We start from the raw sequence: 24,086 nt of genomic DNA on the forward strand, positions 1-24,086 counted from the left end.
AAGGCTTCACCGCCAAAATGCCTGATGAAGCCTTGAATAAATACCGTGATCTGATTACCAACGATAGTGAGCAAACGCTTTGTTTGCTTCAGCCATACGATGAACATCTTCACGTTTTTTCACTGCTGCACCTTTGTTGTCAGCAGCGTCTGAAAGTTCGTTAGCTAAACGTAATGCCATGGATTTATCTCCACGTTTACGTGCTGCCTCAACGATCCAACGCATACCTAATGCGTTACGACGAGTTGGGCGAACTTCTACTGGTACTTGGTATGTAGAACCACCAACACGACGAGATTTAACCTCGACGGTTGGGCGTACGTTTTCTAATGCCACTTCAAAGGCTTCTAACGCATCTTTTTCGGTACGTTGTGCTAAAGTGTCTAACGCATCATAAACGATAGATTCTGCGATAGATTTTTTACCATCTACCATTAATACATTAATAAATTTCGCAAGTAATTCTGAACCGAACTTCGGATCTGGAAGAATTTTGCGTGGTTCAATACGACGACGACGTGGCATTGCTATTTCTCCGTTGTTTTTTCTTCAGGATACCCAAAACTCATCTTGTGCTTTCGCATGTTGACTGGAGTTTATGGTTTAAATGTTTAATTTAGACGTTTGGCCTTACTTAACGGAGAACCATTAAGCTTTAGGACGTTTAACGCCGTATTTAGAACGTGCTTGTTTACGATCTTTTACGCCAGCACAGTCTAATGCACCACGCACGGTGTGATAACGCACACCTGGTAAATCTTTAACACGACCACCACGGATAAGCACAACACTGTGCTCTTGAAGGTTATGACCTTCACCGCCGATATAAGAGGTTACTTCGTAACCGTTAGTTAAACGAATACGGCATACTTTACGTAATGCTGAGTTCGGTTTTTTAGGTGTAGTAGTGTACACACGAGTACAAACGCCACGTTTTTGTGGGCAAGCCTCTAATGCAGGTACATTACTTTTCACAACCTTTTTCACACGCGGTTTGCGTACTAGCTGGTTGATAGTTGCCATTAATAGACTCCAGTTTAATTAAATTCAAAATGAATATGTTTTTTTGTTTAAATCTATTCCATAAAGAAATAGACGTGGAATTCTAATCCTGAAAAGGATCATTGTCAAGAATTAAGCCATTTTTCCATCAAATTCTCCGCACACCGCCCTTTTTTAAAATAATTTCAAAAAAATTACACCTGACATATTTACACTGATATTAAATTCAGATATTATAACTGTACAAATAAACAAAACAACTATACAAGGAAACATTATGAAACAACTCGACATTCGTTTTGTCAAAGAACGTGACAATAAAAAATTAGAATACCAAATGGCACTCGTTGAACGTTTACAACAGGTTCTACCTCAACGCATTGCGGAAAAATTTTCAGATGTTAACGTCCGCATTCGTTTTTCCAGTTCATCAGGTGCAGATATTTCAGGCTTTCGAGATTCTGATGAAAAGCAACGTTTTACGGAATATTTAGAAGAATTATGGATGGATGATTCTATTTTAGAAATGTAGAAATAAGAGAGAAAAAAGAGTGCGGTGAAAAACAATCACCTTTTTCACCGCACTTCAACCAAGATCAAAAGAGAAATTAGATCGCTCTTGTGCCTAATTGGAAGATCACCACTTCGGCTTGACAGCTAAAAGTGAAATTTCCTGTCAATCGGAACCCGCCCTCTACGGGGGTAATATCACTTTCAATTTGACAAGGTTCATCTTCACTTTCTGTATCACGGGCTTTTTGTACCAATTTTGCTAATGCTTTTTCTGCCTCTTCTTGAGTCACATAAATTTTATCAAATTGTGCTGAACGTTCGCTATTATCAATAATTGAACCAACGTCAAAAGTATTACAACCTACGCATTCAATGGGTTTATCTGATTTCATGGCTATTCCTATTTTAATAATGAAAGACTGGGGTTACTTTAATACTAACTCGCTGTAAAATCAACCTTTTCTAAATAAAACTAAAACGTATCATAGCACCAACACATCAAATATAATTTTGCTGTTGTAATTATGATTAAATATTGATAGTATCAAGTTATTATAGTTTTGAAATATTGTTACAGGATTGTTATAAATGTTACTTTAAACACGATGCAAAGGAGCACCCTATGAAATCATTTAAATTGCTACTGTTACCTATTGTTATGGGTTCATTATTGTTAACAGCTTGTGGGGAAAAATCTGAAACCACATCCGCTAAAACAGCCAACTCTGATGTTGCAACAGCTAAAACAAATAACCAACTAGAAACGAAATTTCTTACTGTTGCAACGGGTGGTGCTTCAGGTCCTTATAATATTATTGCTACATCTCTTACCGAACTTTACAATCAGCTTTATGGCGTAAATGCGAAAACTCAAACCACAGGTGCGTCAGTAGAAAACCTGAATTTGTTGGCTCAGAAAAAAGTAGAAATGGCTTTCGTCATGAGTGATGCGTTGAAAGATGCTGTAAATGGTACGGGTAATTTCAAACAGCCGATTGATAATGTCACGCAAATAGCCTCGCTTTATCCCAACTATGTACAAATTGCCTCTTCCGCCAAGTCTAACATTAAAGATATTAACGACTTACGTGGCAAGCGTGTTGCCGTTGGCGCTCAAGGATCTGGTGTCGAAGTCGCTGCAAGATCATTATTAAATGGTTTTGGGATCACCTATAATGATATTAATGTTGATTATCTAGGCTATGCAGAAGCCGCCGACGCATTAAAAGCAGGGAAATTAGATGCGGCGTTTCTTACCAGTGGAATCCCTAATGCCTCTTTAATGGAATTAGGGCAGGGATTTGATTTATCCATGGTATCTATCCCAACCGATAAATTAAATGAAATTGCCAAAACGAACAATCTATTTATTCCCATGGATATTCCTGCCAATACCTATGGAAATGCGAGTGCAGTCCCAACCGCTGCTATTCTTAATGCCCTCGTTGTACGCAAAGACCTGAGTGAAAATGATGTTTATCAGATAACCAAAACTTTTTTTGAGAACCTTGATAAACTCAAAATTGCTCACCGAGCAGCCACCGACATTGATCCACAACGAGCAAGCCAAAATTTAGTGGCACCATTACACCCTGGTGCAAAACGTTATTATGATGAAATTGGGAAAAAATAGTCGTCTCTTTTTATGATGAAGACATCTAAAATAACAGGTTATCCTCCATATGCTTTAAATAGCCTGTTATTTTCTTTCCTTATAATCATGATTACCTTATGGCCAATTACACATATCGTGATTCAAAGTGCGTTGCCAAATAACCAAGTTTTACGTTGTGTATGGAACAGTGACAAATTCAGCTTGAAATGGCAGCATTCGGTTGAAAAACAATATTGGCAGGAAAATTATCAATTACAAGGAAAGCAATTTTTATTAGTCGATACCTATATACAAACCTTTGGAGCAGGCACGCCGTCCACTGGTCATTATATTAACGCTCCCCAAGGATATGTCGGCTTTGAAAGTCAGTTATCTTTCACCGAATTAAATTGGGTGGTTTCACCTGTTATGCAAGGTGTCATTTTATCAGACAAAGGGAGTTTCCCTATTTTTCAGAAAGTCCCTAGCTACACTACCGTACATATTTCCCCAATAACGTACCCTTATATCAAGTGGTTATTTATGGAGCATTGCAACTATGACAACAAAAAACAATATACCCACCGATGAATCCATGGTTGATACTCAAGCCATTTTAGAACAATTTGATAAAGAATCGGTGACTCGACACTCTCAAGGTAGACGAGTGAAAATACTTATCTCTATGCTCGCCATGGCTTATTCTTTATTTCATCTCTATATCACATTCAATCCATTGCCCGAATTAGTACAACGTTCAGTGCATGTTTCCGTGGGATTGGCCTTGATCTTTTTATTGTATCCAGCGACTACTCGAAGTTCTCGCACAACGGTGGCTTGGTATGATTGGCTATGGATGTTAGCCTCCCTCTCTGGTGCTGTTTATCTCTCGTTTCAATATCAAGAAATTATGACTGTACGAGGGGGCATACCCAATACATTGGATGTGATGATTTCAATTATTACGGTTCTCGCAGTATTAGAAGGAGCAAGACGAATGACGGGTTGGATATTGCCTATTTTTGCTCTCATTTTTCTCTGCTATCCATTTATCAGCCACTTGGATTTTATGCCTGATAGATTACTGACTCGACCTTATGATTTAGGTGATATTTTTGGACAGCTTTATCTTAAAACAGAGGGGATTTACTCTACCGCTATTGGGGCATCTGTTACCTTTATCTTCTTATTTATTTTATTCGGGGCATTCTTAGCTCGCTCAGGAATGGGGCAGTTATTTAACGACTTAGCCCTTGCTCTGGCGGGTCACAAACAAGGTGGCCCCGCCAAAGTTGCCGTGATTTCCAGTGGTTTTATGGGCAGTATTAACGGAGCAGCCGTAGCAAATGTCGTTGGAACAGGAGCATTCACCATTCCACTCATGAAAAAAATTGGCTACAACAAAGAATTTGCAGGTGCCGTCGAAGCCAGTGCATCTGTCGGTGGGCAGATTCTCCCACCGATTATGGGAGCCGCCGCCTTTATTATGGCTCAAACCACTGGTGTCGCCTATTCTACCATCGCTCTCGCTGCTGTATTACCAGCATTACTCTATTATTTAGGGGTGATTATGCAGGTTCATTTCCGTGCGGGGAAAAATAATCTAAGGGGCATACCAAAAGCTGATTTACCCAAAATTAAGGAAGTGCTTAAGATGCGTGGGCATATGTTATTACCGATCGTTGCCTTAGTCTATTTTCTCGCCAATAATATTCCTGTCAGTTATGCTGCTGCCTATACGATTGGTTTTACTGTTATAGTCAGTTGGCTACGTACTGAAACACGCATGGGCATCCGAGAAATTCTAGAAGCCTTACAAGATGGCGCCAAGCAATCATTATCCGTGATGGTTGCTTGTGCGGTAGTTGGCATTGTAATTGGGGTGGTAAACCTCACCAGTTTTGGCACGGTAATGACATCCTCTATTGTCACTTTAGGGGCAGGATCATTATTTTTAACATTGGTCTTAACCATGTTAGCCTCTATGATATTAGGTATGGGTATTCCCTCTATTCCAGCCTATATCATCACCGCAACCATGGCAGCACCTGCATTAGCAGATTTTGGCATTCCTGTCTTAATTGCGCATATGTTTGTGTTTTATTTTGGTATCTTCGCTAATATCACCCCTCCTGTTGCATTAGCCGCATTCGCTGGCGCAGGTATTGCTGGTGGCGATCCGATGAAAACAGGCTGGCAATCCCTTAAATTGGCATTAGCGGGATTTATTGTCCCCTTTATGTTTGTATATAATCCCACCATATTATTGATTGATGCCACTGATCTTAGCGTGACAGCAAGAGAATTTACCATGCCCACCTGTTATGCCATTGCAACAGTTGCTATCACCTCTATTATTGGTGTTATTGCGCTTTCAGCTGCATTAGAGGGCTACTTCAAAGCACCTATTGCCATTTGGCAACGTCTATTAATTGCCGTGGGGGCGTTTTGTTTAATTGTTCCTGAAACGATGACTGATCTAATAGGGATTGTCATTGTCTTTAGCATTTGGGGATTGAATATCAGAAATAAGAAATAATATACATAAAAAAAGTGATTGATGTTACGTTATCAATCACTTTTTTCTTTTAAACTACGGTCATTATTTCACAAGTTTCGGCTTAATCACAGAATACAACACACCTGTCACTAATGAACCGACTGCAATCGCACATAAATACATCAATGGTTGTGAAACCAACGGCACCACAAATACCCCACCATGTGGTGCAGGTAAGCTGATATTTAAGCTCATTGAAATTGCCCCCGCTGTCGCGCCACCGAGTACGCTTGATAAAATCACACGTAATGGGTCAGCCGCCACAAATGGTAAGGCACCCTCAGAAATAAAACAAAGTCCTAACACAAAACCGGCATTACCCGCATTGCGTTGAGCGTCGTCAAATTTACTTCGAGCAATCCATGTGGCAATGGCCATACCGATTGGTGGCACCATACCCGCTGCCATCACCGCTGCCATTGGTGTCGTAATACCTGATGTAATCAAACCCGTACCAAACACATAAGCCGCTTTATTGACTGGGCCACCCATATCAATACACATCATACCGCCGAGCAAGGCACCAAATAAAATGGCATTGGTTGAACCTAAACCGGCTAACCAACTTTCTAACCATTTCATGGCAAAAGCCACTGGTGGATTTAAATAATGAATAAGCAACCAACCCACAATAGCGGTACCAAATAAAGGCAAAATTAAAATCGGTTTTAACGCACTCATGCTGGCCGGTAATTTGATAAATTGATTTAACCCTTTCACCACATAACCAGCAAGGAAACCAGCGATAATTCCACCTAGAATCCCAGCACCGGCACTGGCAGCAAGCGAACCACCGACTAAACCGACTGCCAATCCGGGACGGTCGGCAATGGAATATGCCACATAACCGGCGAACACGGCAATCATCAAGCCAAATGCCGCACCACCCAATGTCATCATATCGTGACCAAAGGTACCTACATTTTCTTCATTACCTACATAAATACCACCAAGGGCAAAAGCAATAGCAATCAATAAACCACCTGCGACGACAATCGGCAACATATGCGACACACCTGTCATCAAGTGTTTATACACCCCCTTGCGTTCCGCTTTACCGCTTTCTGTTTTATCACCAAGTTGAGGTTGATATACTTTGGCCTCCACAAAGGCTTTTTCAAATTCCTGTGCAGTTTTCTTCAAGGCTAACCCTGTGGAAGTCCGATACATCGGCTTGCCTTGAAATTTATCCAAGTTCACATCAATATCCGCCGCCACAAACACTAAATCGGCTTGCGCCAGTTCTTCATCGGTAATCGGCGTGCCTGCCCCAACTTGACCTCGAGTTTCCACTCGCACATTCCACCCCATTTTTTTACCATAGGCTTCAATGGCTTCGGCAGACATAAAGGTATGTGCCACGCCGGTTGGACAGGCAGTAACCGCCACGATATTACGTCCAGAAATTGTGCCATTTTGCACCGCAGTTTGTGCTGGTGCAACGTAATCCACCGCATTATTGTGTACCTGTTCTAAAGCTGATTCAGGAGATTGGAAAGCGGTTTCTATCTCCACTAACGCCACTTTTTTACCTGAAAGTGCGGTTAAATTGGGTAAGGTTTTCCCCACCACTAAGGCTACATCCGCAGATTCTGCTTGTTCGACGAGCTCAACACCTTGAGTTTGAGCGATTTGAGTTAAACGTTGGCGAATTAAAAAGGCTTTGGCCTGTCCAACGTTTTCAGAAAATGTAATAAAAATACGCATAATTTATCCTTCAATAACCGTGATTTTAACTTGTTGCAAAATAGGATCGAGCAATGTTGGATCACTCACGCCCACGTTACTTTGCGATACAGCAAAAGCAGATACCGCACTAGCAAATGCCAAAGTATCGGCTTGTGAAAGCTGATTCACCGCACCATAAATTAACCCTGCCACCATGGAATCGCCTGCCCCCACCGTACTCACCACATTTTCACAACGTGGCGGTTCGGCTCGCACAATACCTTGCTCACTTAACCAAACTGAGCCTTTTGCTCCCATAGAAATGACCACATTCGCAATGCCTTGTGCCTGTAATTTCTTTGCGGCTTGAATAATTTCATCAAGAGAATTTAACGGCTGACCGATCCAAGCCTCCAATTCACGGTGATTAGGTTTAACCAACCACGGATTAGCCGTTAGTCCTGCTGTCAATGCTGCATTGGAACTGTCTAACACGACTTTCACACCCTCGTTGGCTAATTGTTTTAACCAATCGGCAAACTGTTCAGGACTCACACCACGTGGCAAACTGCCACATACCGCCACAATGTCAAACTGTCGGCAATAATCTAATGATGAAATCACAAAGGTTTGCCAATCTTGCGGTTGCACTTGATAACCCAAGAAATTCAGGTCGGTTACATCCGCCTCGGTTTCAGTAATTTTGACATTAATTCGTGTTTTGCCTGCAATACGTTGAAAGCGATCTTCTAAGCCAAGGCTTTGGAATAGATGTTCAAAATCGCCCACATTATCTTCGCCTAAAAAACCACCCACGGCGACGTTCACGCCTAAATCATTGAGGACTTTGGCGACATTAATGCCCTTGCCAGCAGGAAATAACCCGAGCGTTTCCACTTGGTTGACTTCGCCCAATTCAATACGAGTCAAACGCCCGACTAAATCATAGGCAGTATTGAGCGTAATTGTTACTACTTTTTTGCTCATTATTACTCCCCTAAGCCAGCCGCAATCGCCGCACCGATACCGTCAATGGCTTGTTGAGCCTGTTCGCCAGTCGCCACAAAACGTAAACGATGCCCTTTGACGGCTCCCAAAGACACAATTTTCATCGCACTTTTCGCACTCACTAAGGCACCACCACGATCTAGGTTTTGCACAAGCACAGTCGCATTATATTTTTTCACTTCATTAACTAACACGGCACCAGGGCGAGCATGTACACCATGTTCATTTTTAATCGTAAATGTCCCTTCGACTTCTTGGGCAGAATTTGTATCCGCTACGTTTACAGGTTCAACAACCACAGCTTCGCCATTTAATGCGGAGACAATTTGTGTCACTGAACCTTGCAATAAACATTGTTGCACTTGTGGATCTAGCAAACGAGCTAACACTTGATTTACACCCTCATCTTTAGCAGAAACCGTAATTACCGCTAATGGATGATTTTTGGCTCGGCTCACGGCTAACCCATTTTTCAGATTTCCTTGCGAACTGTCAGTTAACCATAAACCCTGTCCTAACGGTAACGCAGATGAACTTACTACGTCAGAAACAAAGGATTTTTCCACCGCACCTTGACGTTCTAAATTGCCAGCATTAATCGCCGTTAACGTCAACAGATTATCGGTTTCCATATTTAGCATAATCGTTTCAGCAGATACCACTAAATTTTGGTTCTCTCCTAATAATAACGCACGGAACTTGCTTACATCCGACTCTTTCGCCAATCTAGCAGCAGTGTTTTCATCCCCTAAAATTTGGGTTAACTGACGCAACAAGGTTAAATGTTCATCAGAACGGGCCGCAATAGCAATCACCACATAAGCGATATTGCCCTCACTCCATTCAATCCCTTGAGGGAATTGAAACACCGCCACGCCAGTTTGTTTCACCAAGTCACGAGTTTCCAATGTACCATGAGGAATCGCAATCCCGTTGCCTAAAAAGGTTGAAGTTTGCTGTTCACGAGCTAACATACCTTGCACATACGCTGGATCCACTAATCCAGTGTTGCTCAAGGCCGCTGCAGCCATCTCAATGGCTTGCTGTTTATTCTCTGCCATTGCGGCAAGATGAATATAATTTTCAGGTAAATTAAACATTCAGCATGTCTCCTTAAAAATAAAAAAGAGTTAGGTACTCAACGCACCTAACTCACCACGTTATTTACAAACACTGAGCAACTCTTCACTGCCTTTGCTCAAGTATTCATCATCTTCCGATTTTACACGATCTTTTTGCAGATCACGCATCGCATCATAAATCCCCTGTGTCATACTTGGACGATCAATTTTAGACCAACAATCTGCACTTAAACGACTAAAATTATTCTGCAAATCAGAGGCAAACACCACGCCGCTATAATACGCATGCACATTGCTATCAATGCCCGAGGCCAATTTGGCTTTCACTTGTTCCACCGACACTAAAATTCTACCTAAATACCAATCATTCACCCCACTGGTAAACGAATTGACATCATAATCGTCTTTCACCGAGCCTTTATAGGTTTGTGCCGCCGCAGAATAAGCCACCGCATAAGATTTCTGATCAATCTGTTCTTTATCCAAATTAATCACGGTTTTCTCACTGCCCATAAACGGAATATAAGACGTCACTGATGAACAGCCAACCAAACAGGCCACCGCCAACATCAGTGATAATTTTTTTAACATAAGTCCTCCTTTCGACTAACGACTTGTTCCACATTATAACGCTAGTCCGCCATATCACCAACAAAAAGCCTCGATTTATCGCCAATCTATATTTTGTATTTGTTTTATGCGCCTTTTTCCCCTAAACTATAAGCGTCACTTTATTCAGAACAATAAACAAGATTATGCGCTTATTAATTCTCCTCCTTACTGCGGTATTACTGATTTTCCAATACGATTTTTGGTTCGGTAAAAATGGCTACTTGGATAACCAACAGGCTAGCGAAGACATTGCGCTAAAAAAAGAAGAAAATAAAAAACTCGAACAACGCAATCAGCTCATTTTAGCGGAAGTCAATGATTTAAAAGATGGCGTGAACGCCATTCAAGAACGAGCCAGACAACAATACGAAATGGTCAAACCTAACGAAACCTTTTATCGCATTGTAAAAGAAAATAAATAATGGCAAAAAATCAACAAAAATTCACCGCACTTTTCGCCACGTCCCCTCGCCGAATTGTGGCTGTCGTGCCAGCAGCGGGTATTGGCGCTCGCATGCAAGCGGATAAACCCAAACAATATCTGTGTATTCAAGGCAAAACGATTTTAGAACACAGCGTCACCGCCTTGCTCACTCACCCCGCCCAGATTGAACAAGTGATTTTAGCCGTGGCGCCCCATGATCCCTATTTAGCCGATTTGCCTTTTTTAAACGATCCTCGCATTGTTCTGGTTCAAGGTGGCGAAACCCGTGCCGACAGCGTACTCAACGGATTAACGCATATTGTACCAAGCGACAATACATGGGTACTTGTGCATGATGCCGCACGACCTTGTTTAACCCACACAGATATTGATCAATTATTGGCCATCCAAGATCCCAACGGTGCAATTCTGGCCATTCCAGCCGTCGATACCATCAAGCGAGCCACGGCCACACAACAAATTCAACAAACTGAAGACCGCAACCACATTTGGCTTGCCCAAACCCCGCAATTTTTTCCTGTGGATTTATTACGTAAAGCATTACAAACTGCATTACAACAAGGATTAGCCATTACCGATGAGGCCTCCGCCATGGAACTCTCAGGATTTCAACCGCACTTAGTGACGGGTAGAACCGACAATATCAAAGTAACACGTCCTGAAGACTTAGCCTTGGCTGAATTTTATTTATCCCAACGTTAATATACCATCAAATATGAACCACAATACTCATCAAGAAACCTAAAAAACAAACATTAAGAAAATAGACCGCAATGAATTTCTCAAACCTCACCATCATCAGCCTAACTGGCGATGAAAACTACACCCAAGGTTCAATGTACGCCATTGAACGCAGTTGCCTTGAACTTCAAGGGGCGAAAGGCTTGCTTATTAGTCCAACTCGCCCTGCCAACTTGCCTGCACACATCAAGCACATTCCCTGCAAAAAATTCAGCTATATGGAATACAATCTCTATGTGTTGTATGCGTTAAAAGAGGTGATTGATACTGAATTTTGCCTAATCGTCCAACCAGACGGCTGGGTTGTGAATGGCAAAAACTGGCGAGATGAGTTTTTTAATTACGATTTTATCGGTTCAGTCGTACCGAGTTTTGTGATCCGAGATGAACGTGGTATCACGTTAGAAAATTCGCAATGTTGGATCAAAAAAATCAACGGGCAACATTTTGACTATTCCCCGCCCAATCATCAACAAACGTTAAATGGCGGCTTTTCTTTACGCAGTAAACGCCTATTAAATATTGCCACGGAATTAAAGTTACCCGTTTTTATTCCGCCGCCAGATACCGTTTTTAAAGATGGTAAACTGGAAACGCAATGGAAATTTCCAACTTACAATGAAGATACTTTTTTAACAGGCTTGAACCGTGAAAAACTCACTCAACACGGCATAAAATTTGCCGATCGCCGCACAGCAACGCAATTTTCCATAGAAACACCTTACATATTAGGGGTATTACAAGCAGAATTAACGCAGTGCCTCGGTTTACATTATAGATATTTACATCTAACAGGTGTGAATGAAGTCAGTTTTAAACCCATTATTGCACAGTTAGAAAAAGACTGGCAGAATCACCCGAATGTCATTGCAATCATTCAATGGTTAAATCAATTAGGTTATCGTGTAAATATGGATTTGAATTAAAAGCGGAGAAATTTATGACAACTCCATTAAATAATGTTTATCAACTCAAACACGGCTTTTTTAAATTATTATCCTGCAAAGATTTAATTTCCTATACGGCTAAACGTTACGGCGAATGGTCGGAAGTGGAAGTAATGCATTTTAAATCCTTATTATCGCCCGATGATAATGTAATTGAAGTCGGCTCAAATCTTGGCTTACACGCCATTCCGATTGCCAAAGCCATTCCCAACGGAAAATTATTTTGCTTTGAACCGCAACGTATAATTTATCAACATTTATGTTGCAATATCACCCTAAACGATTTAACCAACGTTTATGCCTATCAAATAGGTGTGAGTGATAAAAATGAACTTCGCGAAATTGAAAGTACAGACTATCAAACTGCGTGGAATTATGGTTCATTTTCTTTAAATGACGGATTTAACAGTGAAGGGAATTTTACAGGCAAGGTAGAAAAAGAATTTTTACCAATTCTCACCTTAGATAGCCACGCAGAAATTCAAAAATTAACTTCGCTAAAATTATTAAAAATTGATGCCGAAGGATTTGAACTCAACACGATTTTAGGAGCGAAAAATTTAATTGCAAAACATAAGCCAGTGATATTTGTAGAAGTGCATAAAGATATTATTGAGCAATTAAAAACCCTATTAGAAAGTTGGAGTTATCGCTGTTTTTGGTTTGCCACAAATCGCTATCAAAAAAATAATTTTTTCCACGCACCAAACAGAGAGGAAGAAAATATTTTAGACTGGAATTTTGTTTGTTATCATCAAGCAAGTGATGTGCCGATTGCAGATTTTTTACAACCAGTGATTGATCCAATGCTTGATTTTGTAAAAGAAATTCAAACAATGTGAGACTTAAAATGAACTTCGTATTCGCTGCCGACAACAATTATCTACCGCATTTTGAGACCGTATTAAAATCGCTGTTGTGCTACCACGAAAATGTGAATATCTTTTTATTTCACAGCGAACCTATTGATAACGAATTTTTAGAACGAATAGGCTATTGCGTGAAACAACGCAAAGGCGAATTTTTTCATTATTTTTTAGCCCCAGAAGAATTATCAGGATTAAAAAGCAATGAATATATCAGCAGTACAACTTATGCTCGCTATTTCATAAACCGTTTATTTCCCTATCAAAAAAGCAACCGCTGGTGTTATTTAGATATTGATTTAGTGGTAAATGGCGATTTACGCCACGTTTTTGATTTAATGCAACAGAGCGAACAACCTGCCCTTGCAGCTATTCAAAATGCCGACGATCGCCTCAGTAAAATGAACAGCCCTTATTTTAACGCAGGGGTTTTGTTTTTAAATTCAGATTTATGGCAGTTAGACGAAAAAATATTATTACAAACCACATTTGATAATCCACAATATACACAAGGCGATCAGGACGTATTAAATCATCTTATAAAAGCTGATTATTTCCGCCTAGATAATCGCTATAATTATCAAAAACTCGCCTATATTATGGATATGATTAAATTCAAACAAGGCACAAAAACACAATTTCATTTTCCTAAAATTATTCATTTTACGGGCAATACTAAACCTTGGCAAATCAGAAATAGCCAGATTTATTTAGGTTTTAAGAATCATAGTGAAGATGACGGCTTTATCAATAATTATAAAAGCACAGTATTCCATTTTGCAAATATTCATCGCTTTTATGAAAACTTACCGTGGAATGAAATATTAACGATGCCGTTAAATTATTTCCAACCGATCGTAAAACAGCTTTTTAAACAAAATTTTGATTACGAAATCCAAGGCATTGCTGATGTGGAAATTTTGGATTGAATTTGCAAAATGGCAGAAAATTTTGACCCCACGTCAGATTAGGTGAACATATAGACGAAGTTTTTATGGTTATAACCAAAAAAACTTGGTATTTTTAGTAAGTTTTTATGGTTGTAACCATAAAAACTTTTGTTTATAATGAAGTTTTTATGGTTATACCCCTAAGGATTTGTGATGATTAAACGCCCAAACTACCTTGCCGAACTCAAACCGTTCATAGATAAGCCCCTAATCAAAGTGATTACAGGCTTACGCCGTTCGGGTAAATCAACCGTGCTTAAAATGTTGCAAGATGAATTGTTGCAACAAGGTGTGCTGAGCGAGCAAATCATTTATCTCAATTTTGAAAGTTTTTCCGTGGCAGAATTAAAAACTGCCGAAAAACTGTATCAATTTGTGCAAAATACAATCCAACCACAGCAAAAATATTATATTTTGCTTGATGAAATCCAAGAAGTGAACGAATGGGAAAAAGCCATCAATGCCTTTATGGTTGATTTTAATGTGGATTTATATCTCACTGGCTCAAATTCACATTTATTATCGTCCGAACTTTCTACTTATTTGGCAGGACGTTATATTGAAATTCCGATTTTTACACTCTCTTTTTTAGAATTTTTAGATTTTAAGCAGCATTATTCCGCAGAGCGATTTTCCCCATTGCAATATTTTAATGAATATCTCAAAAAAGGCGGTTTTCCTGTGGTTCATACTGCTGATTTTAATGAAGAAACCGCGTATAAAATCGTGCAAGATATTTATACTTCGGTAATTTTGCGAGATACGGTACAACGGCATAAAATCCGTGATGTGGAATTATTAGAACGTATTATTCGCTATGCTTTTGATAATATCGGCAATACCTTTTCAGGTAAAAATGTCGCCGATTATTTTAAAAGCCAACAACGCAAAGTGGATTTAAACACGGTTTATAATTATTTAAACGCCCTAGAAAGTGCCTTTATTTTGCATAAAGTCAGCCGTTTTGATATTCACGGCAAAGAAATTTTAAAAACACAGGAAAAGTTTTATTTAGGCGATATTTCCCTGCTTTATGCCACAATGGGGTTTCGTAGCAGTTTAATTGCTGGCATTTTAGAAAATATCGTGTATTTAGAACTTAAACGGCGTGGTTATCAGGTTTATATCGGCAAATTAGGCGATAAAGAAATTGATTTTATCGCCCAAAAACAGCAAGAAAAAATTTATGTTCAAGTTTCTTATAAATTAGAAAGTGAACACACCATTCAGCGTGAATTTTCGCCTTTGCAAAGCATTAACGATCATTACCCTAAATATGTGATTACAATGGACGAATTATTCAATGAAAATATAGACGGCGTAAAACATTGCCATATTGTAGATTTTTTACAAATGGCGTGGTAAATCGGTAGTAAACTATTTAAATTAAGAGATGTAATTATGTCAAACAGCAAACAGCAAACAGCAAACAGCAAACAGCAAACAGCATATTCTGAATGATGTTTTTAAATTAAAACACGGATTTTTTAAATTATTATCCTGTTGCGATGTAATTTCAGAAACCAGCAAACAATATGGAGAATGGTCAGAAGTAGAAGTTGTATATTTTCAATCAATCTTATCCGTAAGTGATAACGTAATTGAAGTTGGCTCAAATCTTGGTTTACACGCTGTGCCATTAGCTCAATCCATTCCTAACGGCAAATTATTTTGCTTTGAACCGCAACGTGTTATTTATCAATATTTATGTTGCAACATTGCCTTAAACGACTTAAAAAATGTGTACGCTTATCAACTTGGTATTAGCGATAAAAGTGAAATTCGTGAAATTGAAAGTACAAATTATCAAATTGCGTGGAATTATGGATCGTATTCTTTAAATGACGGATTTAACAGCGAAGGCAATTTTACGGGCAAGGTAGAAAAAGAATTTTTACCGATTATTCCGCTAGATCAACACGCTGAAATTCAAAAATTAACTTCGCTTAAATTATTAAAAATTGATGCCGAAGGCTTTGATTTAAATGTGATTAACGGTGCAAGAAATTTAATTGCAAAACATAAACCTATTATTTTTGTAGAAGTGCAAGAAACAACATTTCAAGCTATTAAAACCTTATTAGAAAGGTTAAATTATCGCTGTTTTTGGTTTATATCAAATCGCTATCAAGTTAAAAATTTCCACAATTCCAAAGAAAAAAAATTTGGCTTAACGGATATTAACTTTATTTGTTTTCATAAAGACAGCGATGTCATCATTCCCGATTTTTTACAGCCCGTGGCAGAGTTTGAATTAGAGCAAGTGAGACCGATTGAAATTTTGTAGGCGGAATGTGCGGTAAAAATTCAGGATCAATTTGCAAAAAGTCAGCAAAAAAATACCGCACTTTTTCGTCTAAAAAAACAGCAAAAACCCTTGAAAAAGCATAAAATCTAGTTTAATTTACGATGCCATCTTAGATTAAACTGGATTTTTCCAAAAACATCTTAAATTACACTAGATTTTAGCAAGAGAACCTTAAAATGAACTTTGTTTTTGCTGCCGATAAAAACTACTTACCGCACTTTGAAACTGTGTTGAAATCGGTGATGTGTTATCACGAAAATGTGAATATTTTTCTATTTCATAGTGAAGAATTACCTGAATATTTCACTACCGACATCGCTCTATTTTTAAAACGCCGAAACAGCAAGTTTTATCATTACCACTTAACGGAAGAACATTTGCCACAATACGATCATCAAAATTATATTACTAATATTGCCTTTGCTCGCTATTTTATTCCACGTTTATTTCAATATCAAAACGACAATCGCTGGTGTTATTTGGATATTGATTTAGTGGTGAATGGCAATTTAGAATCAGTATTTGAACAAATGGCTGAAAATAAACAGGCAGTGGCGGCAGTTTATGATTCATCGGTGCATATTCCAACCAACAACACCCATTATTTTAATTCAGGCGTGATGTTTTTTAATTCGGATTTATATGATCTTAATGAACAAGATCTGGTTCATGTAACTTTAAAAAATCCAGATTTAAAATATCCTGATCAAGATGTATTAAATCATTTTCTTAAAAACAAGTTTTTAGTATTAGACGACAGCTACAATTACCAAGTGATTTATTTATATCGTGATATGACCCAACTTCTCGAACAAAATCAAAAGCAATTTATATTCCCTAAAGTGTTGCATTTTTCTATTCAATATAAACCTTGGATACGTTTAGGGTACGGCGGTTATTTTGATTATTATAGCATTTTTACCGATATGCGAACTAATGTATTTTTTGGCAATAATTTATTTGATTTTTACCAAAGTTTAAACTGGGAAATGATTGTTAGCCTGCCGATAAATTATTTCCAACCGCTTGCTAAGCAAATTTATCAACAGAATTTTGATTATGTTGTAAAAGGTGATGCGGAAATTAAGTTACTGGATTAACTTTGCAAAATACTTGAAAAAAATCACCGCACTTTTACAAATAATCATAGAAATAGGCGGATAGAATACTGAAAAATACAGTATAATATCCGCCCTTTTAATCATTCAAACTTGGAAATATTTTTATGAATACATCAACTTTTACCGCACAACGCTACTCAACCAAAGCCTTTGACCCTGCTCGCAAAATCTCAGCCGAAGACTGGGCGAATATTCAAGATGCACTACGTCAAAGCCCGTCAAGCGTGAACATTCAACCTTGGCACTTTATGGTCGGTTCGGACGATGCAGGCAAAGCTCGCATTGCCAAAGCCTTTGCAAACTTCCCTTTCAACACCAACAAAGTGTTAGATGCCTCACACGTTGTAGTTTTTGCAAGTGCGATTGAAGCAAGCGAAGAATTGTTAAACGCAATCTTAGAAAAAGAAGACCAAGACGGTCGTTATGCCAAAGCCGAAGACAAGAAAACAGGTGATGACGTTCGCCGCTTATTCTTAGGCATTCACCGCAACAACTTAAAAGATGAACCAGAATGGTTCGCACGCCAAACCTACTTAAACTTAGGTTTCACCTTGATGACCGCTGCCGCTCTTGGCATTGACAGCGTTCCGATGGAAGGTGTGGATTTGGCAGCTTTAGATGCAGAATTTGGCTTAAAAGAAAAAGGCTACCAAGCCTTAGCCGTAGTGTCTTTCGGCTACCGTGCAGAAGACGATTTCAATGCGAAATTACCAAAATCTCGTTTGGCAGATGATGTGATTTTTACTCAAGCATAATACTAAATACCCCTTAATTTATGGTTTAAATTAAGGGGTATTTTTCACCTCACGCCTCACTCGGCGCTCTACCAAAATACCGTTTATACTCCCGACTAAACTGGCTTGGGCTTTCATAACCTACGTTATAAGCAATTTGAGCAATAGAATCTTTACCTTGCCTAATTTGGTTTTGTGCTTCTGTTAAACGCAGATTTTTTTGATATTGCAAGGGGCTTTGCAGGGTAACTTGGCGGAAATGTTGATAAAAACCCGATTCACTCATTCCACACAAACTCGCTAATTCGGCAATATTCAACGGTTCACTAAAATGATCATTCAGCCAAGTAGTTGCCTTAAAAATCCGTTCGGCATGACTACCTTGTCGGCACAACTCTCGCAGTTTTTCGCCTTGTGGGCTAGTGAGTAGATAATAGTAAATTTCTTGCAAATAGAGTGGGGCGAGAATGGCTATTTTTTGTTCAAAGCTTGGAGTATACAGCAAGGCAAGCAAGCGTTCTAGGGCGTTGATGAGTTCTTGATTTGGGTTAAATAGGGTGAGAAAGTCTTTGGGTTGAACAGTATTTTTTAGCGGATTATGCAAGTCTAATTGCCCAGCCACTTTGGCAACCATTGCCAAATCAAATTGTAGCGACAAGGCAAAATAGGGCTTATTCGGCGTGGCGTGTTCAACTGTCATCATCACAGGTGTATTGACAGGGCAAAGGCTCATATTGTCTTGATTAAAGCGACTGCACTCATCACCGATACACAGCTGGCGTTCGCCCATTAACATTACGCATAAACTCGGCTGCTGACGAAAAGCATTACTGGCGGTGGGATTGTCTAAATGGTGCAAAAACAAGCCGTCAATCGGCGTTTGCCAAACACTGTTTTTGGGGCAAATGGCAAGTAGGGATTGAATGATTTGAGTAGAAAGCATTTTAAAATCCTTAATGTGGGGTTTGGGATATTGTGCGATATTTTGGGGGATTAGGCAAACAAAAACCGCACATCATCACAATGTGCGGTGATTTTTTCAGTCAATTTGCAACTATTTAATCAACGCCATCACTCGCTCGGCGTGTTTCACCGCTTTGGTTTGCACCGCTTTTAAATCATCTTCGCTGTTAAAATTTGGAATATACAACATACTGCCTGAATGCACGATACCGCCAAATTCCAAGCCACATAAATTAGCGGTTTGTTTGTGTCCGTTGCTCAATTCTTCAATGGTGTAATTTTGTGCGCCACCATGTTGATAGGCTTCTTCTGCACCGCCTGTGGTGCAAGACAAAATCAATTTTTTGCCAGCTAATTGTGTGGCTGTACCGTAAGCAAAACCGAAAGTGAACACATCAGACAGCCATTTTTGCAAAATCGCAGGCAGGTGATACCAGTGAATCGGGAATTGCCACACAATCACATCAGCCTTTAATAACGCTGCTTGTTCCGCTTCAATATCAAATTGATAATTCGGATACAACGCCCCTAAATCACGGATTTCGGCATTTGGCAGGGCTTTTTTTAGCTCGTCTAAAATGGTGCGGTTGGCGGTAGATTGTTGTAAATCAGGGTGGCCTGAAATAATAAGTACGTTTGACATTGTGAAGTCCTTAATTGTAGGTTTGAGTTAAAAACTATTTTGCATATCAATCACAAAACGATATTTCACATCGCCTTTTGCTTTGTTTGACATAATCAATTCTCTCAATATAAAAATGGTTTATTTATGACCGCACTTTGTAGTATTAGGCAAATGTGCGGTCATTTTTTTGGGGCAAAGTGCAAATTAAGCAATACGGCGTTTTACTACCGCTTTTTCGTGGCTAAGTTGATAGAAACTTTGCGCACCGTGGTAGTTACCCATACCGCTATCGCCCACACCGCCGAAAGGCAAGTGATGGTTATAAACGTGTAGGAATGCGCCATTGATACCGCCGCCACCGAATGAAACCTGTGCCAACACTTTTTCTTCTGCTTGGCGATCTTCGGTGTAGTAGTACAACGCCAACGGTTTTGGACGATTGATAACTTGGGCAATCACGTCATCAATATTTTTAAAGGTCATCATCGGCAACACTGGGCCAAAGATTTCATCGTGCATTACGCTGTCGTTCCAAGTGATGTCGTCTAACACCGTCATCAAAATTTTACGCTGTTCAGGCTGGGTTTGACCGCCGATGACAATTTTGCCTTCGTTTAAGAAACCTGCCATACGTTGATAATGGCGTTCGCTCACGATTTGCACGCAGTTTGCAAATGGATTTTCGCCTTGCAATTGCTCGGTTGCCGCTTTAAGCAATGCCAAAAACTCATCTTTCACTTCTTCTTGCACGAATAAATAATCTGGGCCGATACACGTTTGTCCGCTGTTAAATGTTTTGGCAAACGCCAAGGATTTTGCTGCTTCGGCTAAGTTCGCAGTTTTATCCACGATAACTGGGCTTTTACCGCCTAATTCAAGGGTTACAGGGGTCAAGTGTTTGCTCGCCGCTTCCATAATAATTTTGCCCACTGGCACGCTGCCTGTGAAGAAAATATAATCAAATTTTTGTTTCAATAATGCCGTGGTTTCAGCCACTTCGCCTTGAATTACGGTGAAATATTCAGGGGCAAAGTATTTGGCAATCAAATCATCAAGAGCTTGCGATGTGTGCGGTGTCAATTCAGACGGTTTTAGCACCACAGTATTGCCTGCCGCAATCGCCCCGATTGCCGGGGAAATAGACAACTGCACAGGGTAGTTCCAAGGCGAAATATTAAGCACCACGCCATAAGGTTCGTAGATTTTTTGGCTTTCATACACACCTGCACCGAACTGCTGGAACAGCTCGGGCGATTCTACATTTTCAGGCTGGGCAAGCTGTTCCACATTTTCCAACATATAATCAATTTCGTGGATTAACGGCTCAATTTCTGCCATTAACACTTCATTTTGTGGTTTGTTTAAATCTTTTTTCAAGGCGGTAAAAATCACTTCTTGATTTTCTTCTAACAATGCTTTTAATTGCACAAGTTGTTGTTTACGAAACGCAATCGGTTTGGTTGCACCTGTATTAAAATAGTTACGTTGAGCTTGAACTTTTTCAATGATGTTTGACATTTGCTTTTCCTCTTGTCAGGTTAAATAGGTACTTCATTATAAAGTGAGTGTATTTTAAGGTGATTTTTGTAGATAAAACAGGCAAAAAATGCCGTTTGTATGGTACAAAACGACCATTTTTGCTAAAATATGCCAAAACAAGGAAATTCTATGAACATTATCAATCTAAATCAGTTGCCTGATCCACAATCTAGCTATCTTAATTTATTAAATGAAAGGCAAATTGCTGAATTTCTTAATCAAATTAACCCAGAGCAGGCTTTACTTACTCGTTATCGTGCCAATTTTTATAAGCTGGTGTTTGTCTGTCAGGGGGAAGTCCGCTACAAGCAGGATTTTGAACCGCAACGCCAACAAGGGGCATCGGTCAATTTACTGCACCCTATGCAAGTGATAGAGCTGGATTTTAGCTCGGACTGGCAAGGCTATTTACTGGAATTTTCGCCGACTTTATTGCCCCTAGACAGCGATTTTTTACAGGATTTTCAGCAGTGGCACGGGGCATTGCCGTTAAATGAAGCCCAAACCGACTATTTTTTGCATTATATTCCCTTGCTTAATCAAGCCATTAAACAAAGCCAAAACATACAGCAACATCTGCTGTGTGCCTTGCTGTCGCAAATTCATTTATTGCAACAACAAAGCCAAAGCCCCGTGCGTGAACGCATCAGCCAAAAACGTGTCAAACAATTTCGCCAACTGCTAGAACAGCAATTCAGGCAGTATCACCACGTTGCCACTTACAGCGAACAACTCGCCTGCACCGAAAAAAGCCTAACGCACGCCTGTTTAACCATTACAGGCAAATCCGCCAAAAGCCTAATCAATCTACGCATTATACTAGAAGCCAAACGCCTGTTAGCGTACAGCGACCTGTCGGTAAACCAAATCGGCTATCAACTCGGCTTTAACGATAACAGCCATTTCGGCAAATTTTTTAAGCAACAAAGCGGCGAAACAGCAATGGGGTTTCGGCAGAATTTTTTAGGGTAGGTAAAGTGCGGTGTTTTTTTTGGACTTTTTGAAAATTTATAGAATTAGGCAAACTTCTTAACGAAACAGGCTAACCCAAATTTTCATCACGCTCTATAATACACCCATTCCACAGCGGAATAGCATATTCACCCTTTAATTTATCGGAGTAACAAGATGAAAATTTTTTACAGCACTAGTGCCACAGCGGTTGGCGGTCGTTCAGGTCGTACACAGTTAGATGACGGAACACTCGGTTTTGATTTAGTCTCTTTCCAAGAAACCGACAAAAAAGGCGCAAACCCAGAACAGCTTTTTGCAATGGGTTATGCCGCGTGTTTTGACAGTGCTATGAACTTAGTTTCTGGACAATTAGGCATTAAACCGACTTCATCAAAAAGTAAAGTGGGCGTTGGTATCGGTCAAAAACCAGACGGTACATTCTCATTAGATATTGATATTACCATTGAAGTGGCTGGGATCAATGAAGAGCAAGCACGCCAGTTAATTGAACGTACGCACCAAGTTTGCCCATATTCCAATGCGGTGCATGGTAATGTGGAAACCCGCTTGCACGTGAATTTAATTCAGTCGTTTGATCTCTAATAGTAGATAATTAGGCAAGCGGTATAGTTTTGTTAATGGTAAAATATTAACAAAATTACACCGCGCTTTTACGTTTTCAGTCCAACTGAAATAAGGAAATCCCATGCTTAATCTTTCAATATTAAATCTAGTTCCCTTACGTCAAGGGCAAAATTTTGTACAAGCTGTCGATTCCATGACTCGCCTTGCTCAACTAGCGGAAAGATTGAATTTTCGCCGTTATTGGATTGCTGAGCACCACAATATGCCGAATATGGCGAGCAGTTCTACTCAATTACTCATTCAGCATACGTTGGCAAATACTCAGAAAATTGTCGTGGGAGCGGGAGGCGTGATGTTGCCTAATCACAGCCCATTACAGGTTGCTGAACAATATGGCACGTTAAGCCAGCTTTATCCTAACCGAGTAGAAATTGGTTTAGGACGCGCCCCGGGAACGGATATGCGGACCGCTGCCGCTCTTAGACGAGGCAATATTAATCCTGATTTTGCTGAAGATATTGCTACACTTCGCCGTTATTTTAGCGAAGATAGCCGTAATGATAACGTCAAAGCCTATATGGCAATCGGGCAAAATGTGCCGATGATTATTTTAGGGTCTAGCCCTGAATCTGCTTATTTAGCCGCCGAGCTTGGTTTGCCTTATGCCTTTGCTTCACACTTTGCCCCCCGTTTTTTAGAAATGGCAGTAGAAATTTATCGCTCACAATTTAAACCGTCAGCGGTGTTGGATAAGCCTTATGTGATTGTGGGGGCAAATGCGATTTTGGCAGATACCGAACAAGAAGCCGACAGTCTAGCCACTAGCCAAACCCAGTTATTCCGTGGCATTGTTACAGGCAATATGCAACAACTGCAACCGCTATTTGTATCTGAACAAGCCTTTTGGCAAACTCATCAATCGCCATTTATGGGGCAAGAGCAACAAGCGGTGAAATCTATGACTTCGTGTTCCTTTATCGGCAGTCCAGAGAGCGTAAAACAACAGCTACAAGAATTCCGCAAGCAAGTGGAATTTGAAGAATTAATGGCAGTGAGCTATATTTTTGATGAAGTGAAACAGCATAGAAGTTATGAGTTGTTGGCTGATGTTGTGAAATAGTATTTGCAAAATGGTTCAAAAAATTGACCGCACATTTAGCGAATTAGGCAAATGTGCGATCTTTTTTCTTAGACTTCTTGCAAATTTAGAGAATCAGGCAACTATCCTACTCAATCATTCTACCACCAAATCCCCATTCCCCTTAAAAT

Annotated in this window: 25 protein-coding genes and 1 pseudogene; 16 read left to right on the top strand and 10 right to left on the bottom strand. The window is 39.8% G+C overall.

What is annotated here, in order from left to right:
- Window positions 1–54: 54 nt before the first annotated feature.
- Window positions 55–525, bottom strand: coding sequence for a 30S ribosomal protein S7 (gene rpsG / locus ACTG7Q_RS02105; protein WP_439240344.1), 471 nt, complete (start codon window positions 523–525; stop codon window positions 55–57).
- A 123-nt stretch (window positions 526–648) separates the two neighbouring features.
- Window positions 649–1,023: a 30S ribosomal protein S12 gene (gene rpsL / locus ACTG7Q_RS02110; protein ID WP_034616415.1), complete on the bottom strand. Its 375-nt coding sequence runs from the start codon at window positions 1,021–1,023 to the stop codon at window positions 649–651.
- A gap of 256 nt (window positions 1,024–1,279) precedes the next feature.
- Between rpsL and ACTG7Q_RS02115 the strand changes: the two genes are divergently transcribed.
- Entirely contained in the window at window positions 1,280–1,534 is a 255-nt protein-coding gene (locus ACTG7Q_RS02115) for a DinI-like family protein (protein WP_439240348.1), read from the top strand.
- Window positions 1,535–1,610: 76 nt separating this feature from the next.
- Here the strand turns inward: ACTG7Q_RS02115 and ACTG7Q_RS02120 are convergent, their stop codons facing one another.
- Window positions 1,611–1,907 carry a YfcZ/YiiS family protein gene (locus ACTG7Q_RS02120; protein ID WP_439240350.1) on the bottom strand — a complete coding sequence of 99 codons (297 nt, stop codon included), beginning with the start codon at window positions 1,905–1,907 and terminating at the stop codon, window positions 1,611–1,613.
- A gap of 230 nt (window positions 1,908–2,137) precedes the next feature.
- On the opposite strand from ACTG7Q_RS02120, the gene ACTG7Q_RS02125 reads away from it, so the two are divergent.
- The 3 genes from ACTG7Q_RS02125 to ACTG7Q_RS02135 all read left to right on the top strand — a co-directional run bounded on the left by ACTG7Q_RS02125 (window position 2,138) and on the right by ACTG7Q_RS02135 (window position 5,648).
- Complete coding sequence (locus tag ACTG7Q_RS02125) at window positions 2,138–3,148, top strand: TAXI family TRAP transporter solute-binding subunit (protein ID WP_439240352.1); 1,011 nt, start codon at window positions 2,138–2,140, stop codon at window positions 3,146–3,148.
- An 87-nt stretch (window positions 3,149–3,235) separates the two neighbouring features.
- Complete coding sequence (locus ACTG7Q_RS02130; RefSeq protein WP_439240354.1) at window positions 3,236–3,700, top strand: DUF1850 domain-containing protein; 465 nt, start codon at window positions 3,236–3,238, stop codon at window positions 3,698–3,700.
- On the top strand, window positions 3,669–5,648 hold the full coding sequence (locus ACTG7Q_RS02135) for a TRAP transporter permease (protein WP_439240356.1): 1,980 nt from the start codon (window positions 3,669–3,671) through the stop codon (window positions 5,646–5,648). Before ACTG7Q_RS02130 ends, ACTG7Q_RS02135 begins: the two co-directional genes overlap by 32 nt.
- 63 nt (window positions 5,649–5,711) lie before the next feature.
- Here the strand turns inward: ACTG7Q_RS02135 and ACTG7Q_RS02140 are convergent, their stop codons facing one another.
- The 4 genes and pseudogenes from ACTG7Q_RS02140 to ACTG7Q_RS02155 form a co-directional block, all read right to left on the bottom strand.
- A complete protein-coding gene (locus tag ACTG7Q_RS02140) occupies window positions 5,712–7,376 on the bottom strand; it encodes a fructose-specific PTS transporter subunit EIIC (RefSeq protein ID WP_439240358.1) in 1,665 nt (554 codons plus the stop codon).
- A 3-nt stretch (window positions 7,377–7,379) separates the two neighbouring features.
- Entirely contained in the window at window positions 7,380–8,324 is a 945-nt protein-coding gene (gene fruK / locus ACTG7Q_RS02145; protein WP_439240360.1) for a 1-phosphofructokinase, read from the bottom strand.
- 5 nt (window positions 8,325–8,329) lie between these two features.
- Window positions 8,330–9,445 (bottom strand): annotated as a pseudogene (gene fruB, locus ACTG7Q_RS02150) (fused PTS fructose transporter subunit IIA/HPr protein); the annotation flags it as partial.
- Window positions 9,446–9,505: 60 nt separating this feature from the next.
- Entirely contained in the window at window positions 9,506–10,018 is a 513-nt protein-coding gene (locus ACTG7Q_RS02155) for a hypothetical protein (RefSeq protein ID WP_439240362.1), read from the bottom strand.
- 164 nt (window positions 10,019–10,182) lie between these two features.
- Here ACTG7Q_RS02155 and ftsB point away from each other — a divergent pair, with 164 nt between their 5' ends.
- The 9 genes from ftsB to nfsB all read left to right on the top strand — a co-directional run bounded on the left by ftsB (window position 10,183) and on the right by nfsB (window position 18,172).
- The gene (ftsB, locus tag ACTG7Q_RS02160; RefSeq protein WP_439240364.1) at window positions 10,183–10,461 is read left to right on the top strand and encodes a cell division protein FtsB; all 279 of its coding nucleotides are present in this window, start codon (window positions 10,183–10,185) and stop codon (window positions 10,459–10,461) included.
- Window positions 10,461–11,186, top strand: coding sequence for a 2-C-methyl-D-erythritol 4-phosphate cytidylyltransferase (gene ispD / locus ACTG7Q_RS02165; RefSeq protein ID WP_439240366.1), 726 nt, complete (start codon window positions 10,461–10,463; stop codon window positions 11,184–11,186). Before ftsB ends, ispD begins: the two co-directional genes overlap by 1 nt.
- Before the next feature lie 71 nt (window positions 11,187–11,257).
- Window positions 11,258–12,151 (top strand): DUF5672 family protein, encoded by an 894-nt coding sequence (locus ACTG7Q_RS02170; RefSeq protein WP_439240368.1) that lies wholly within the window; start codon window positions 11,258–11,260, stop codon window positions 12,149–12,151.
- A 14-nt stretch (window positions 12,152–12,165) separates the two neighbouring features.
- Window positions 12,166–13,014 carry an FkbM family methyltransferase gene (locus ACTG7Q_RS02175; protein ID WP_439240370.1) on the top strand — a complete coding sequence of 283 codons (849 nt, stop codon included), beginning with the start codon at window positions 12,166–12,168 and terminating at the stop codon, window positions 13,012–13,014.
- 8 nt (window positions 13,015–13,022) lie between these two features.
- The gene (locus ACTG7Q_RS02180; RefSeq protein ID WP_439240372.1) at window positions 13,023–13,967 is read left to right on the top strand and encodes a glycosyltransferase; all 945 of its coding nucleotides are present in this window, start codon (window positions 13,023–13,025) and stop codon (window positions 13,965–13,967) included.
- Between the two features lie 174 nt (window positions 13,968–14,141).
- The gene (locus ACTG7Q_RS02185; protein ID WP_439240374.1) at window positions 14,142–15,353 is read left to right on the top strand and encodes an ATP-binding protein; all 1,212 of its coding nucleotides are present in this window, start codon (window positions 14,142–14,144) and stop codon (window positions 15,351–15,353) included.
- 268 nt (window positions 15,354–15,621) lie between these two features.
- Entirely contained in the window at window positions 15,622–16,275 is a 654-nt protein-coding gene (locus ACTG7Q_RS02190; protein ID WP_439240376.1) for an FkbM family methyltransferase, read from the top strand.
- 197 nt (window positions 16,276–16,472) lie between these two features.
- Window positions 16,473–17,396, top strand: coding sequence for a glycosyltransferase (locus ACTG7Q_RS02195; protein WP_439240378.1), 924 nt, complete (start codon window positions 16,473–16,475; stop codon window positions 17,394–17,396).
- Window positions 17,397–17,521: 125 nt separating this feature from the next.
- Window positions 17,522–18,172: an oxygen-insensitive NAD(P)H nitroreductase gene (gene nfsB, locus ACTG7Q_RS02200; protein WP_439240379.1), complete on the top strand. Its 651-nt coding sequence runs from the start codon at window positions 17,522–17,524 to the stop codon at window positions 18,170–18,172.
- Between the two features lie 49 nt (window positions 18,173–18,221).
- Here nfsB and ACTG7Q_RS02205 read toward each other — a convergent pair whose 3' ends face one another.
- The 3 genes from ACTG7Q_RS02205 to ACTG7Q_RS02215 form a co-directional block, all read right to left on the bottom strand.
- The gene (locus ACTG7Q_RS02205; RefSeq protein ID WP_439240381.1) at window positions 18,222–19,094 is read right to left on the bottom strand and encodes an AraC family transcriptional regulator N-terminal domain-containing protein; all 873 of its coding nucleotides are present in this window, start codon (window positions 19,092–19,094) and stop codon (window positions 18,222–18,224) included.
- 111 nt (window positions 19,095–19,205) lie between these two features.
- On the bottom strand, window positions 19,206–19,757 hold the full coding sequence (locus tag ACTG7Q_RS02210) for an NAD(P)H-dependent oxidoreductase (protein ID WP_439240383.1): 552 nt from the start codon (window positions 19,755–19,757) through the stop codon (window positions 19,206–19,208).
- Between the two features lie 186 nt (window positions 19,758–19,943).
- A complete protein-coding gene (locus ACTG7Q_RS02215; RefSeq protein WP_439240385.1) occupies window positions 19,944–21,257 on the bottom strand; it encodes an aldehyde dehydrogenase family protein in 1,314 nt (437 codons plus the stop codon).
- 150 nt (window positions 21,258–21,407) lie between these two features.
- On the opposite strand from ACTG7Q_RS02215, the gene ACTG7Q_RS02220 reads away from it, so the two are divergent.
- From ACTG7Q_RS02220 to ACTG7Q_RS02230, 3 genes are all read left to right on the top strand, one after another.
- Window positions 21,408–22,250, top strand: coding sequence for a helix-turn-helix domain-containing protein (locus ACTG7Q_RS02220; protein ID WP_439240387.1), 843 nt, complete (start codon window positions 21,408–21,410; stop codon window positions 22,248–22,250).
- A 156-nt stretch (window positions 22,251–22,406) separates the two neighbouring features.
- On the top strand, window positions 22,407–22,835 hold the full coding sequence (locus ACTG7Q_RS02225; protein ID WP_439240389.1) for an organic hydroperoxide resistance protein: 429 nt from the start codon (window positions 22,407–22,409) through the stop codon (window positions 22,833–22,835).
- A 103-nt stretch (window positions 22,836–22,938) separates the two neighbouring features.
- On the top strand, window positions 22,939–23,937 hold the full coding sequence (locus ACTG7Q_RS02230) for an LLM class flavin-dependent oxidoreductase (protein ID WP_439240391.1): 999 nt from the start codon (window positions 22,939–22,941) through the stop codon (window positions 23,935–23,937).
- Window positions 23,938–24,086 lie beyond the last annotated feature (149 nt).

The organism is Lonepinella sp. BR2474, assembly GCF_051851555.1.
GTDB lineage: Bacteria > Pseudomonadota > Gammaproteobacteria > Enterobacterales > Pasteurellaceae > Lonepinella.

Bases quoted from the DNA above. Each gene is read 5' to 3' on its own strand.
- ACTG7Q_RS02220 (WP_439240387.1), top strand. From the start codon at position 21,408: ATGAACATTATCAATCTAAATCAGTTGCCTGATCCACAATCTAGCTAT.
- ACTG7Q_RS02140 (WP_439240358.1), bottom strand. From the start codon at position 7,376: ATGCGTATTTTTATTACATTTTCTGAAAACGTTGGACAGGCCAAAGCC.
- ACTG7Q_RS02155 (WP_439240362.1), bottom strand. From the start codon at position 10,018: ATGTTAAAAAAATTATCACTGATGTTGGCGGTGGCCTGTTTGGTTGGC.
- ACTG7Q_RS02180 (WP_439240372.1), top strand. From the start codon at position 13,023: ATGAACTTCGTATTCGCTGCCGACAACAATTATCTACCGCATTTTGAG.
- ispD (WP_439240366.1), top strand. From the start codon at position 10,461: ATGGCAAAAAATCAACAAAAATTCACCGCACTTTTCGCCACGTCCCCT.
- ACTG7Q_RS02225 (WP_439240389.1), top strand. From the start codon at position 22,407: ATGAAAATTTTTTACAGCACTAGTGCCACAGCGGTTGGCGGTCGTTCA.
- fruK (WP_439240360.1), bottom strand. From the start codon at position 8,324: ATGAGCAAAAAAGTAGTAACAATTACGCTCAATACTGCCTATGATTTA.
- ACTG7Q_RS02205 (WP_439240381.1), bottom strand. From the start codon at position 19,094: ATGCTTTCTACTCAAATCATTCAATCCCTACTTGCCATTTGCCCCAAA.
- ACTG7Q_RS02230 (WP_439240391.1), top strand. From the start codon at position 22,939: ATGCTTAATCTTTCAATATTAAATCTAGTTCCCTTACGTCAAGGGCAA.
- ACTG7Q_RS02115 (WP_439240348.1), top strand. From the start codon at position 1,280: ATGAAACAACTCGACATTCGTTTTGTCAAAGAACGTGACAATAAAAAA.
- ACTG7Q_RS02215 (WP_439240385.1), bottom strand. From the start codon at position 21,257: ATGTCAAACATCATTGAAAAAGTTCAAGCTCAACGTAACTATTTTAAT.
- ACTG7Q_RS02210 (WP_439240383.1), bottom strand. From the start codon at position 19,757: ATGTCAAACGTACTTATTATTTCAGGCCACCCTGATTTACAACAATCT.
- ftsB (WP_439240364.1), top strand. From the start codon at position 10,183: ATGCGCTTATTAATTCTCCTCCTTACTGCGGTATTACTGATTTTCCAA.
- ACTG7Q_RS02185 (WP_439240374.1), top strand. From the start codon at position 14,142: ATGATTAAACGCCCAAACTACCTTGCCGAACTCAAACCGTTCATAGAT.
- ACTG7Q_RS02195 (WP_439240378.1), top strand. From the start codon at position 16,473: ATGAACTTTGTTTTTGCTGCCGATAAAAACTACTTACCGCACTTTGAA.
- ACTG7Q_RS02120 (WP_439240350.1), bottom strand. From the start codon at position 1,907: ATGAAATCAGATAAACCCATTGAATGCGTAGGTTGTAATACTTTTGAC.
- ACTG7Q_RS02170 (WP_439240368.1), top strand. From the start codon at position 11,258: ATGAATTTCTCAAACCTCACCATCATCAGCCTAACTGGCGATGAAAAC.
- rpsL (WP_034616415.1), bottom strand. From the start codon at position 1,023: ATGGCAACTATCAACCAGCTAGTACGCAAACCGCGTGTGAAAAAGGTT.
- ACTG7Q_RS02175 (WP_439240370.1), top strand. From the start codon at position 12,166: ATGACAACTCCATTAAATAATGTTTATCAACTCAAACACGGCTTTTTT.
- rpsG (WP_439240344.1), bottom strand. From the start codon at position 525: ATGCCACGTCGTCGTCGTATTGAACCACGCAAAATTCTTCCAGATCCG.
- ACTG7Q_RS02135 (WP_439240356.1), top strand. From the start codon at position 3,669: ATGACAACAAAAAACAATATACCCACCGATGAATCCATGGTTGATACT.
- ACTG7Q_RS02130 (WP_439240354.1), top strand. From the start codon at position 3,236: ATGATTACCTTATGGCCAATTACACATATCGTGATTCAAAGTGCGTTG.
- nfsB (WP_439240379.1), top strand. From the start codon at position 17,522: ATGAATACATCAACTTTTACCGCACAACGCTACTCAACCAAAGCCTTT.
- ACTG7Q_RS02125 (WP_439240352.1), top strand. From the start codon at position 2,138: ATGAAATCATTTAAATTGCTACTGTTACCTATTGTTATGGGTTCATTA.